This window comes from Bartonella sp. HY038 (genome assembly GCF_014117425.1).
GTDB lineage: Bacteria > Pseudomonadota > Alphaproteobacteria > Rhizobiales > Rhizobiaceae > HY038.
Genome location: NZ_CP059725.1, coordinates 317591 through 329915 on the forward strand (window position 1 = coordinate 317591; position 12325 = coordinate 329915).

A 12325-nucleotide genomic window follows, 5' to 3' on the forward strand; every position below is an offset into this window, starting at 1 on the left:
TATGCCCAAACTTATGAGGTGAAAAGCATGACCAATATTGATCCACTTTTAAACGCAAAAGAAAGTGCAAAAATTCTGCAAATCAGCGCGCCAACATTTTGGAGGCGTGTTGCCGATGGTACTATTCCGCAAGCTTTAAAAATCGGCAACCTATCACGCTGGCCGCAATCAGAAATTATCAATGTTATTGAAAAAGCCAAAGCGCAAAGAATAGGCAACCTAAAAGGGGAAACGGAGGCAAGGCGTAATTTTATGTAAAGAAAGCACCCGCTAGAATGGGGCGGGTTTGCTCTCTCGTTTTCGCAAAGCCACGTTAGCAGACCATGCCCCATATTTCAAGATATGGAGTAAGAAATGTTGAACTATGAAGAAAAGGCAAGGATGATAACCCTTAGCCTTAAAGGTCAATGGCATGGTAGCTATGGGGTTGCATGTTGCCCAGCGCATAAAGATAGCAGCCCTAGCCTTGCCTTATCCAACGGCAATGATGGCCGCTTATTGTTGCATTGCCATGCAGGGTGCAGCTTTACCGATATTATGGATGCTTTACGGCAAAAGGGAATTATCGAGCCAAAAACTGATAATTACAGCAACGCCCGCAACCTGAGAAAACCTGAGATTGAAAACCTGACAAAACCTGACAAAACCTGACATTGGGAGCAGCTTTAACCAGCTTGAAGAACTTCATAAAACTTCACTTTTAAATGATGCAACCAACGCCCGCAAAGCAGAGGCAGCCCGCAAATTATGGGGGCAATCATTACCGATTAAAGGCACAATAACCGAACGTTATTTGCGGGGGCGTTTTATCAATTGCGCCTTGCCTCACTCTTTACGGTTTAATAATAATTGCCGTCACCCTAGCGGCCAATATTACCCAGCTATGATCGCATTGGTTGATGGTGGAAGCGGCTTTGCAGTACATAGAACCTATTTAACCAATACCGGTGATAAAGCTACTATCGCCCCAGCTAAGGCGATGCTAGGGCGTGTTGCAGGGGGTGCAGTACATTTAACCAATATTGCAAGCAATCGGTTAATCATATGCGAGGGGATAGAAACAGGGCTATCGCTCAATTGCGGTATGCTATCAAAGCCAGCGAATATTTGGGTAGCATTATCAACAAGCGGTATGAAAGCAATCAACTTACCAGATCAGCTAGGCGAATTAATCATTGCCTTTGATGGTGATAAGGCGGGGCTAAAAGCTGGCAAAGCGCTTATTGATAAAGCACGGGGGTTAGGCTGGACGATTAAAACAATGATGCCACCGCAAGGGCAAGATTTTAACGATGTTTTGCGAGCGCTGGCAGCAGCCAATAAAGGCGGTGAAGCATGAATTTTATCATTGATGAAAAACCGCTTATTGAAATGCAAGAATATGCATGGGGCAGCATAAAGCCTATCGCTTCAAGTTTGCCAAGTGTAGAACCATTTGACGCGGCTATGTTGCCGCCCGCGCTTTATAATTATGTTTTCGATGTTTCAGACAGGCAGCAATCACCGATTGACTTTGTTGCAGTCTCTTGCCTTTGTGGTTTAGCGGCAATCATTGGCAACAGCGTTAGGATAGCCCCAAAGCAGCATGATGATTGGCAGATAGTCCCGAACCTATGGGGCGCAATTATTGGCCGCCCGTCTGCTATGAAATCACCCGCTATGCAATCAGCATTAGCCCCAGTCTATGCACTTCAAACAGCCATACGCGAGGAATGGGAGCAAAGCCAAAAGCAAGCCGCTATTGATGATATTCTTGATGCGCTGGACGATAAGGACAGGAAAAAACGCGCAGCCAAAGCCTTTAAGGACGGGGGCAAGGAGGCCGCCCGCGCTTTACTGGTAGATGGTACCAAAAACAATGACGATGAAGCCCCATGCCCGCGCCTTGTCGTTAATGATGCAACAGTTGAAAAGCTAGGGGAATTATTAAACGAGAACCCCAGAGGCATTTTATTAATTCGCGATGAATTAGCTGGCTTTTTAGCTAAGATGGAAAGCGAGGACGCGCAGACAGATAGAGCCTTTTATTTAGAGGCTTTTAATGGCGATGGTCATTTCACCTATGATCGTATTGGACGCGGTACCGTTCATATTGAAAACGCCACTATATCCATGATTGGGGGCATACAGCCCGCAAGAATTGCCCCGCTTGTTCATAATGCAATCACGGGCAAAGGCGATGATGGTCTAATTCAAAGGCTGCAAATGGCGGTTTGGCCTGATGATGTTGCTAATTGGCAATGGGTAGATCGCCACCCAAATAGAGAGGCAAGGCAAGCATATGACGCGGTTTTCCGTACATTTTTTGATAAGCCAATAGGCAGCCCAGATAATCCAATGGTTTTGCGGTTTTCACCCCCAGCGCAAGAGATGTTTCGCGAATGGGTAGAAGCAACCCACAGACAAGCAAGGGGCGGCAATATAGCGGGGGTTATGGAGTCGCACATGCTGAAAATGCAAAAGACTGTTGCAAGCCTTGCCTTAATCTTTGAACTTGCAAGCGGCGGGTGTTTTGACGTTGGAGAGGCTGCAACCTTAACCGCGCTTGCATGGGCAGATTATTTGCTTAGCCATGCCAACCGCTTATATGCAGCAGGGCAAAGAGTGGTAGAGGATAGCGCCAAGCTAATCATTGAAAGGCGCAAGGAATTGCCCCCCGTCTTTACGCTGCGCGATATTCATCAAAGGAAATGGGCAGGACTTGCAGATCGTGAAACAGTGGCAACAGCAATAGAGATGCTCACCGATACGAACCATTGCCGCGAAATACCAAAAGGCACAACAGCAACAGGCGGGCGGCCAACTGTTCAATATGAATGGAACCCAGCTTTAAACGATGGGGGCAATAATGGGTAAATGGCTTGCAGCATTAAAAAAATATAAAAACGGAGGTATTGGGAACACTCAAAACCCTCAAAACTATCAAAATGGGGGTTTTGAGGGTTTTGAGTGTTCCGATTATAGGCAAAAACAGAAATTTTTTTTAAATAATACGCCTCATAATGATGGTGATTTTTCACGCGCTGGTATGTTGACAAATGTTGATATTGCCGAGAGTAAAACCAGCCCCCAAACTATAAACCCAGATCATAAGCATGATATGCAGATGTTAACAAATGTTAACCTTTTAACTGGTACACCCAGCACAAAAACAGGTCATGCCACCACTAAGCCGCGCATGTTGAAGAATGTTGAAAGCTATAACAGCAAAGCAAGGCTAGACGATGCAGAGCTTTACGCAAGAGCGCTTAAACTTTATGGGGCTATGTCATATGGCATGGCGATGCAAGTTTTGGAATGGGGCGCAACCAGAGCCGCCAACGCTCAAGATCAATTGCGTGAAGCTGGGCGAATACAATTTAATCATTTAGGGCGGGCGGTATTGGTTAAGGATTGTTAAGGTTAAACGCAACCCTTAATCGCCCTGCCATGTTAGCAATTGTTAAGGTTGCAACCTTTGCGGACACTATAAAGTGAGCGCATTTGCTTTTAAAGCAAATGATTAAGACGAACGATAATAAAAAAGGGGGCGCGGTCAAAAGTTTAAAAGCCAAGGGGCGGTTAGACCGGCATGGGGCTCATGCGCAGATTTTTTAAAGTGCTTTGATTTTTTTTGATTTAATTCTTGAAAAATTAGCCGCCTTTTCAAGTTTTGCCACTTCACTAAATTACACTATTTTTATGTTGCTTTTCACACAAAGGCGGCAATAAGTGTGCCTTACTATGAAACAACATGACTTGATTTTTTTGCTTAAATATTGCCAATGTAGTTTAACAATATCCAAAATGTTTTACACATGAAGGGCAAGGGGCAATTAGCCTTAAGCCTTGAAGATTTAAGGGAAAGTGGCGCAACAAAATGGAAACAAAACTAATCAAAGAATTAAATAGCGTGTTAAAAAGCTTTCCGCAATTTTGGGATGGTGAAACGCTATTGCGTGCACATGTGGTTGACGCGATAAATAATAAAGAGCCAAAGCTTATCAAAGCCTTGATTGAAAACCCAAAAATTAAACAAATTTATGGCACTGATATTGACGGTATACTCGTTTTTGACTTTGAAAAATTCACCAGTCTTTTGCGCTTTAAAGAATATTGGGCGGATAGTTTTACCAAATATCGCAATAAAATTGGCCTCACCAGCAATGGCAAATATCTTGATTATAATAGCGATGTTGTTTTGGATTTTCCCTTTAAGGATTGCGTGCTGGAAGGCGGCATGACACGGGAAGAGCAAGGCAAAAATGAAGTCTATTATAATGAAATTATCGCCCGTGATGAAATTGATAGGCTTTTTTCACCTAAACTCTTTACCAATAGCAAACGCTATAGCAAAGACGGGGTGGAGGATAATATAACCGCGTTTCATGATGATGATAATCTCATCATCAAGGGCAATAACCTCATCGCCCTTCATAGTTTAAAACAACGCTTTGCTGGAAAAATAAATTTAATTTATATAGATCCACCGTTCAATACGGAGCATGATTCATTTAAATATAATGACCGCTTTAACCGTTCCACATGGCTAACTTTCATGAAAAATCGCCTTGAAGTAGCCAAAGAATTATTATCGGTTACTGGTACAATTTACGTTCATATTGATCACAATGAGGGGCATTATTTAAAAGTATTGATGGATGATATATTGGGGAAAAATCTTTTCCGCAATGAAATTATTTGGCGATATAGTGGTTGGAATAAAAAATTACGTTATGGTTTTGAAAAACGACACGATTCTATATTTGTGTATGGTAAAAGTGATCAGCAGTATTTTAATAGTTATTTTGAAAAGTGGGAATCTAAAGAAGAATATATAAAAAAGAGAAAACAAAAATTATTAATTGACGAAAACGAAAAAGAATATGTACTTTCTGATGCTGGCGGAGGAAACCGCGTAAAAGTTTTTATCGAAGACGTTTTGGATAAAGGCGTTGTAGTAGATGACGTGTGGGTTATTGATAAGTTGAATAATTCAGCCAATGAGAGCGTTAATTTTTCGTCTCAAAAAAGAGAAGCTTTGTTGGAACGTATTATTTCTTCATCATGTCCGCCAGATGGTTTCGTCCTAGACTTTCATCTTGGCAGTGGCACAACGGCGGCGGTGGCGCATAAAATGGGACGGCGCTATATCGGCATTGAGCAAATGGATTATATCAATGACATCACCGTTCCACGCTTGCAAAAAGTCATTGATGGAGAACCCAACGGCATTTCCAAAGACGTTGCTTGGCAAGGCGGCGGTAGTTTTGTCTATACAGAATTAAAGCAGCTTAATGCGGCTTTTATTGATGTTATTGATGCCGCAAGCGGCTATGATGAATTAGCCAAGATTTTTGACACCATGAAGCAGCAAGCGCATTTAAACTATCAAGTGGAATTGGATGAAATTTTAACCAAAGAATATGAGCTTGATGGCATTGACCATAGGTTAAGTTTTAAAGATTTAAAAATAGACCAGCAAAAGCAGCTATTGAAAGAATTATTGGATAAAAACCAACTTTATATCAATGCGTCTGAAATGGATGATGCAAGTTTGGATATATCTTTAAACGATAACGCTTTCACCAAAAGCTTTTATGGTGAGGCGTGATTATGGCAAAGGCAGTAAAAACCATTGATAAAAGCTTGCTTTTTAATAAATTGCAAGAGCTTGATAAGTTAGGCTTGTTTGGGGAAAATTACCAAAACCCAGCCTATATTCAAGATAATTTAAAGGATGATTTGCGCCCCTATCAAGCGCAAGCTTTGCGCTATTTGCATTATACGCAAAAAAGCGCTGAAGCCCTTATACACTATAAGCATTTATTGTTTAACATGGCGACGGGCTCCGGCAAAACCATGGTGATGGCGGGGGCAATGTTGTATTTGTTCAAGCAATATGGCTATCAAAATTTTATCTTTTTTGTTCATACTGATGCAATTATTCAAAAAACCAAAGAAAATTTGCTCAATATTCAATCATCAAAATATTTGTTTAAAAATCCAATTGAAATTGATGGCGAGCAAATCACTATTGAGCCAGTGGAAACATTTCCAGCTTTGCCCAATAAAAACACTCTTTATCTTAAACTTTCCACCATTCATAAAATTCATGAAGAGTTAAAAAACACCCGCGAAAATAGCGTTACCTATGATGAGTTAAAGGAAATTCCGCTTATTTTGCTTGGTGATGAAGCACATCATTTTAACGCGCAAACCAAGGCGAAAAACAAATCATCAAAAGAAAATGAAGAAATAACATGGGAAAAAACCATTGAGCGCATTTTAGGTTTACGCCCTGATAATCGGCTTTTTGAGTTTACCGCCACCATTAATCTTAATGATAAGGATATTTACAATAAATATAAAGATAAGATCATTTATCAATATGATTTAAAGCAATTCATGTTGGATGGTTATTCTAAAAAAGTTATGCTTTTAGAGGCTAATGCCAATGATAGCGACAAAATGCTGGATGCGGTTTTATTAAGCCAATATCGCAAATCTATTGCACAAAAAAACAATATTGCCAATTTTAAGCCAATTGTTTTATTCAAATCCAACCAAATTGCCACCTCTAAAGCCAAGCAAGCAGAGTTTAGCCAATTGATAGCCGATTTATCACCGGCAATGGTAAGGCAGCATTTAACGCTCAAGCAAACGCATTTGAACCTATCAACCAGCATATGGCATAGGGTTATCAATCATTATTTGAGCATTGATTTAATTATGGCAGTTGAGGCCATTCAAAATGATTTTAGCGAGATGAATTTATTAAACGCTAATACCAATGAATTATTGGCCGATTATCCTATATTGCTCAACACGCTTGAAAATAATGATAATCCAATTCGCGCTATTTTTGCCGTTGCCAAACTTAATGAAGGTTGGGATGTTTTAAACCTTTTTGATATTGTGCGTATTAGCGAAAAAGCCTCCGCCACAAAAGCCGCTACTGACAGTGAAGCGCAATTGATTGGCCGCGGCGCCCGCTATTACCCATTCATCCATGAGGCGCAAAAGAGCTATACAAGGCGCTTTGATAAAGAAACAAGTGAGCTTTCTATTTTAGAGCAGCTTCACTATCATACTATAAATGATACCGCTTATATTAGCGCCCTTCATGCCTCGCTTGAGCAAGCCGATATTATTGCCAGCCGTGATGGGCAAGGAACGGTTGAACACGCTAAGTTGAAAGAAGACTTTAAAAAGTCTGATATTTATAAAACCGGCAAGCTCTATTTTAATGATGTTGAGGAAATAAAAGACAGCGCTAGGACATGGGAAAGCTATTCGCTGGATAAAACCTTTAATGTCAAATATCAAACAGGTAGTGAGACATCACTCGATAAATTAGATGAGGGTGAAACGTCATTAACAGCCATAAAACCCTTGCAGCTTGATGCACGCTATTTTTATAAAGCGCTTCAGCAAATAGGCTTTTATAATTTTAATAATTTAAAAAAATATTTTCCTGAATTATCCAGCATTAAGGAATTTATTGAAAGTGATAATTATTTAAGCAAAATTACCATTAGCCTTGAAGTACCAGTAACATTGGACGTGAGCGCCATTGCGGCAAAAGAAAAGCTGGATATTTTAAAAGAAGTGCTAAACAGGATTAAGGATAATATCACCCGTAATTACATTAAATATAAAGGTACCTATAATTTTATCAGCACACCGATTAAGGATGTTGTCAAGGATTATAGCCAGTATATTGAGGCCTATAATGGAGCGACGGCCAATCAAAAGATTGAGGCTAGGGATACCACGGGCAAAACATGGTATGTTTACGACAAGGCTATTTTAAACCAGCTAGAGCATGACCTAGTTAAGCTACTTGGACAGTTTATGGATAAGCTAAAGGCAAAATACACGAAAATTTATCTTATCCGTAATGATGAACAGGCAACGCGATTTAAATTAACCGAATTTGATGGCGTGCGGGGCTTTATGCCCGATTTTATCATGATTATTACCGACAAAAGCGAAAACGCCTATTATCAAGTATTGATTGAGCCAAAGGGCGATGATCGTTTGCTAGATGATGCATGGAAAGAAAAAATGCTTGAAAAGCTCAATGATGAAACACTCATTGACATGGGCGAAATTGACGATGTGCATTTAGTCGGCATTAAATTTTATACAAAGAAAAAAATTAATGAGTTTACTGAAGACTTTCAAAACAAGCTTTATGACGGTAACGACTTAGTTGATAAAACCCTTATTTGATTTTTTCAAAAAAACGCATATTTATGACAAATTATGAAAGGGGTGAGCAATCACCTCTTTTTTATTAGGTAATATAGTTGGCTAGTTATGATTCGCATGAAATATGCACTTCTTAAAAAATAACCAGAATCAAGATTCTTTATTTGTAAAAACAACGGCAATTGATTTGCTTATTCTCAATAAAGATCATTCAAGTGCAAAATATTTGGGGGGGTGGCTGGGGGACTAAAGCAGAATTAAAAATGCTATCTTATTGATTTTATTGGTAAAACAAAAAAATAATGGTGCCCAGACGCGGATTCGAACCACGGACACGCGGATTTTCAATCCGCTGCTCTACCAACTGAGCTATCTGGGCATCTGCTTCAACATGGTGAAGTGGTTTGCGTTATAGCATTAAATTTCATTCTGTCTATAGGCAATTGCAATTTTTTTAAAGTTTTTCCAATAAATAATTGAATTTTATTTTTAAAAAAAATACCATTATAGAATTAATATAAAAAAACCAACATGTTACTATTTAAATGGGCTTTTTGAAGTAGCTGAAAGTGATATAAATGAAAAATTATAAATCATAGTTCGCAGCAGGTACATTAAGCAAATAATTGACCTTACCATTTTTAATGTAATATTCTGCTTTACCATCCACTGATGCTGGAACGATTCTTTCAAGGACTGTTGACCCAAAGCGTGCATTTCCTGCATTGGTGAGATTGGCCGGGTTGAAAACTTCTTGCCACGTAATTTGGATGAAATTACTATTATCTTTATTGGTTTTTAAAATACAGTCGATCTTGACAACGCCGCAGTCGCTTGCGAGTGCACCATAAGAAGACGAGTTGATGATAAGCTCATGAAAGGCAAGCCCTATATGCAATGCAGCGCTTGGAAAAAGGTAGGGATTTTCACCATGAATCATAAAGCGTCCGCTAGAATGCTCGGTATAACCCGTAGCTTGCGAGCTAATAAGATCCTTTAACAAGGCACCACGCCAGTTTGAATCCGTAACTAAGTCTTGGGAATGAGAAAGGGATTGGATACGCCCTTGATATTTTTTTAAAAAATCAGCAACAGAATCACTAAACCTAGCCGTTTGCGATGCAATGCTTTGCATGATTGCTAATAAGTTCTTGGAACGGTGACTGACTTCACGCAATAGTATTTTTAAAACTTGTTCACGTTGCCTTAGTTCTGAAACATTAACGCCAGTGGTTATTAAGCCAATAATTTCATCCTTATCGTTGCGGTGGCAATCGATTGAGAATTTAAGCCATGAAGGTTTAGCACCGTCGCCAATTTTTACCTCTACGGTATCGCCAGTACCGTTTTCGAGAACGGATTTTTTAGCCTTAACCATGAGGGAACTTGTTTCAGCATCAAATAAATCTCCGTCAAGGCAATGGGGTTTCCATAATGTTTCTAACTGCGGAGGTAAATTTTTTGCCCATTGAAAGATTAAGTCAGGAGTTTGGTAAAAAACACAAATATCTGCATTGTGGATCGCTTGAATAAGGCCATCAATTTGTTCTTGATCAGTATTTGTTGTTTTTAGAACCTCTATGGCCATGCTGCTCGCCTATATTTTGTACAAACCTACATCTTCATGCATGTTCGATAAGCTTCATATTATGCTAAATTAAAGTATTGATAATATCATCTAACGAAATTAGCCTTCTGTTGAAGCTTATTTTTAATAATCAATATTAACCTATACCCTTTTTGGTTTATTTAAAAGGGTATAGCTATTCTTTTATATTTATACTGCTTGGTTAAAACCCAAAATAAAGTAAGATAATCTTGATTTTATCAGAAGGGTTTTTAAAAAATTAAGCAATCTTTACCCATTATGGGCGTTTTCTTGAAAAAACAAAGCTTGGCTTATAAGTGCCTTAACCATATCAGGATTAAATGGCTTGGTTACAAGAAATGTTGGCTCAGGGCGCAAGCCTGTCAATAGTCGCTCTGGAAAAGCGGTTATAAAAATGACTGGCAGAGCGTTATCGGCGAGTATATCGTTTACTGCGTCTATTCCTGAGCTTCCGTCAGCAAGCTGAATGTCAGCAAGAACCATACCGGGCTTTGATTCGTTAAATAGCTTGACTGCCTCGTCACGTGTGCGGGCAATACCGACAACATCATGCCCCAAGCCTTCAACCAATTGCTCAATATCCATGGCGATGAGGGGTTCGTCCTCAATTATGAGGATTGTTGTTGCTACCTGCTCAGAAATGTCTTTTGATGCTTCACCCAGAAGATCAAGAAATTTGCCTTCGCTAACGCCTAAAACTTCACTGGCTTCCTTTTCATTAAACCCTTCAACCGCAACCAGCAAAAATGCTTGCCGTGCGCGCGGTGTAAGGTAAGATAATTTGGCATCGGGATGGGCAAATTTATCAATTTGTGGCATTGGCTCAGGAATATTTGAAGATGTTTGGTCAAAAAGCCCACAAAACAAATGATAGACACTAATACGATCATTAGTTGATTTTGGAAAAATCGATATATCTGCTATCAATGCACCAAGCATTGAAGCAACATAAGCATCCCCTGACTGCTGGGAACCTGTAACTGCGCGTGCAAAGCGTCTTAAATAGGGAAGATGCGGTGCAATCCGTGTGGAAAGGGACATGCCATTTAGCTCCTTTTGGCCCTAAAAAATACAACTTTAGGGTATAATGCCTGACGAGGAAAAAAGTTTCATACAATTCGGAACTTTTTTTATTTTTACATGTTCAACTATAGATGATAAAAAACATATATCACTTATCATCTATAGGTGGTAAAGAACATATACCACTTATCATCTTTTGATGATAAAGAACATACATCACTTATATTTGTGGTTAAAGTTAAAAGGTTAGAAAAAATGCAAAATAAAGAAGACAAAGGTGAAAATCGGGGTCAGCCTGTGTCTGATGAGTTATTTGGTTCTAACAGCCAAATCGCAAATCAGTTGCGTGCCTTTTATACTTCGATTCAAGAAGAAGAGATTCCAGATCGATTTTTGGATCTTCTCGAACAACTTGACGAAATAGAAATGAGTGGGCAAGCGAAAGGCTTTAAGGGGGAATAAAGTGACTGGTGAAGCAAACGATTTTCGACGAAATATGTTGGCAACTTTGCCGCAATTGCGCGCATTTGCTGTATCATTAACCGGCGCTTATGACCGGGCTGATGATCTTGTGCAAGATACCATCATGAAAGCATGGGGCAAGCAAGATAGTTTTGAGGCGGGTACAAATATAAAGGCTTGGCTTTTTACTATTTTGCGTAATGAATTTTTTAGCAAAATGCGCAAACGTGGGCGTGAAGTTCAAGACCCAGATAATGTCTTTACCGATAATATGGCTGTGCATCCTTCACAATATGGTGCTTTAGATTTACAAGATTTCAAAAAAGCTTTGGAACAATTGCCAGCCGATCAGCGTGAAGCAATTATTCTTATCGGCGCTTCAGGTTTCTCTTATGAAGAAGCGGCGGAGATTAGCGGTTGTGCGGTTGGTACGGTTAAAAGTCGCGTTAGTCGCGCCCGTATTCGATTGCAAGAGCTTTTAGGTGTTGATGGCGAATCTGATTATGGACCGGATGCAGATTCTGCCGGTGCAACCATGCGCTCATTTAGTGTATAAATTTTGATAAGCCATGCGGGGGCTTATCCATAAATAAATTTTCTTACATATTAGGTAAGCAAGTCCATTCGATCAATAATACTTATATTTGCTAAAATAATTTAATTGTATATTTAGTAATATTTAATTTGCGTATTTTATTACTTAACAATCAGACCATCTAATTGATTTAAAAATAAAAAATCAATTAATATGTTGATTGGCGAAGCTAGTGATTAAAGCTTTCACAAAATCTCAATAAAAAGAAATGCAAAAATCATTTTTCATTCTCATCATTTATTGGTTTACCAGGTAAGACATAACGACCTGATAGCCAACGGTTAAGATCCATTGATCTACAGCCTGAAGAGCAAAATGGATAAGTGCTGCGGCTAGACAGTTTTCCACATTCTGGGCAGGGTACGGGTGGGCGCAATGGTGTTACGTTGTCGCTTAAAGCATTATTTTTATCAGTCATTTTTATCTACTTGTCGTGATGT

10 protein-coding genes, 1 tRNA gene and 1 pseudogene are annotated in these 12325 nt (G+C 39.5%); 8 read left to right on the plus strand and 4 right to left on the minus strand.

Annotation, left to right across the window (positions count from 1 at the left end; translation table 11 throughout):
• Window positions 1-27 precede the first annotated feature (27 nt).
• From H3299_RS01290 to H3299_RS01315, 6 genes and pseudogenes are all read left to right on the plus strand, one after another.
• Window positions 28-258: an AlpA family transcriptional regulator gene (locus H3299_RS01290; RefSeq protein WP_182418543.1), complete on the plus strand. Its 231-nt coding sequence runs from the start codon at window positions 28-30 to the stop codon at window positions 256-258.
• Between the two features lie 96 nt (window positions 259-354).
• Window positions 355-1339 (plus strand): annotated as a pseudogene (locus H3299_RS15760) (toprim domain-containing protein).
• Window positions 1336-2856, plus strand: a complete 1521-nt coding sequence (locus tag H3299_RS01300) for a YfjI family protein (RefSeq protein ID WP_182418544.1) — start codon at window positions 1336-1338, stop codon at window positions 2854-2856. Before H3299_RS15760 ends, H3299_RS01300 begins: the two are co-directional and overlap by 4 nt.
• Window positions 2849-3400 carry a hypothetical protein gene (locus H3299_RS01305; protein ID WP_182418545.1) on the plus strand — a complete coding sequence of 184 codons (552 nt, stop codon included), beginning with the start codon at window positions 2849-2851 and terminating at the stop codon, window positions 3398-3400. The genes H3299_RS01300 and H3299_RS01305 overlap by 8 nt, the downstream gene beginning before the upstream one ends.
• 459 nt (window positions 3401-3859) lie before the next feature.
• Window positions 3860-5593 carry a site-specific DNA-methyltransferase gene (locus H3299_RS01310; RefSeq protein ID WP_182418546.1) on the plus strand — a complete coding sequence of 578 codons (1734 nt, stop codon included), beginning with the start codon at window positions 3860-3862 and terminating at the stop codon, window positions 5591-5593.
• Between the two features lie 2 nt (window positions 5594-5595).
• Window positions 5596-8217, plus strand: coding sequence for a DEAD/DEAH box helicase family protein (locus H3299_RS01315; RefSeq protein ID WP_182418547.1), 2622 nt, complete (start codon window positions 5596-5598; stop codon window positions 8215-8217).
• Between the two features lie 282 nt (window positions 8218-8499).
• On the opposite strand, the gene H3299_RS01320 is transcribed toward H3299_RS01315, so the two are convergent.
• The 3 genes from H3299_RS01320 to H3299_RS01330 all read right to left on the minus strand — a co-directional run bounded on the left by H3299_RS01320 (window position 8500) and on the right by H3299_RS01330 (window position 10846).
• Window positions 8500-8575, minus strand: a tRNA-Phe gene (locus H3299_RS01320).
• 207 nt (window positions 8576-8782) lie between these two features.
• Window positions 8783-9784, minus strand: a complete 1002-nt coding sequence (locus H3299_RS01325; protein ID WP_182418548.1) for a sensor histidine kinase — start codon at window positions 9782-9784, stop codon at window positions 8783-8785.
• Between the two features lie 270 nt (window positions 9785-10054).
• The gene (locus tag H3299_RS01330; RefSeq protein WP_182418549.1) at window positions 10055-10846 is read right to left on the minus strand and encodes a response regulator; all 792 of its coding nucleotides are present in this window, start codon (window positions 10844-10846) and stop codon (window positions 10055-10057) included.
• Window positions 10847-11083: 237 nt separating this feature from the next.
• On the opposite strand from H3299_RS01330, the gene H3299_RS01335 reads away from it, so the two are divergent.
• Window positions 11084-11290, plus strand: a complete 207-nt coding sequence (locus H3299_RS01335; protein WP_182418550.1) for a NepR family anti-sigma factor — start codon at window positions 11084-11086, stop codon at window positions 11288-11290.
• A gap of 1 nt (window position 11291) precedes the next feature.
• A complete protein-coding gene (locus H3299_RS01340; protein ID WP_182418551.1) occupies window positions 11292-11846 on the plus strand; it encodes an RNA polymerase sigma factor in 555 nt (184 codons plus the stop codon).
• A gap of 256 nt (window positions 11847-12102) precedes the next feature.
• Here the strand turns inward: H3299_RS01340 and yacG are convergent, their stop codons facing one another.
• Window positions 12103-12303 carry a DNA gyrase inhibitor YacG gene (gene yacG, locus H3299_RS01345; RefSeq protein WP_182418552.1) on the minus strand — a complete coding sequence of 67 codons (201 nt, stop codon included), beginning with the start codon at window positions 12301-12303 and terminating at the stop codon, window positions 12103-12105.
• Window positions 12304-12325: the final 22 nt, after the last annotated feature.

Bases quoted from the DNA above. Each gene is read 5' to 3' on its own strand.
- H3299_RS01310 (WP_182418546.1), top strand. From the start codon at position 3,860: ATGGAAACAAAACTAATCAAAGAATTAAATAGCGTGTTAAAAAGCTTT.
- H3299_RS01330 (WP_182418549.1), bottom strand. From the start codon at position 10,846: ATGTCCCTTTCCACACGGATTGCACCGCATCTTCCCTATTTAAGACGC.
- H3299_RS01305 (WP_182418545.1), top strand. From the start codon at position 2,849: ATGGGTAAATGGCTTGCAGCATTAAAAAAATATAAAAACGGAGGTATT.
- H3299_RS01335 (WP_182418550.1), top strand. From the start codon at position 11,084: ATGCAAAATAAAGAAGACAAAGGTGAAAATCGGGGTCAGCCTGTGTCT.
- yacG (WP_182418552.1), bottom strand. From the start codon at position 12,303: ATGACTGATAAAAATAATGCTTTAAGCGACAACGTAACACCATTGCGC.
- H3299_RS01300 (WP_182418544.1), top strand. From the start codon at position 1,336: ATGAATTTTATCATTGATGAAAAACCGCTTATTGAAATGCAAGAATAT.
- H3299_RS01325 (WP_182418548.1), bottom strand. From the start codon at position 9,784: ATGGCCATAGAGGTTCTAAAAACAACAAATACTGATCAAGAACAAATT.
- H3299_RS01290 (WP_182418543.1), top strand. From the start codon at position 28: ATGACCAATATTGATCCACTTTTAAACGCAAAAGAAAGTGCAAAAATT.
- H3299_RS01315 (WP_182418547.1), top strand. From the start codon at position 5,596: ATGGCAAAGGCAGTAAAAACCATTGATAAAAGCTTGCTTTTTAATAAA.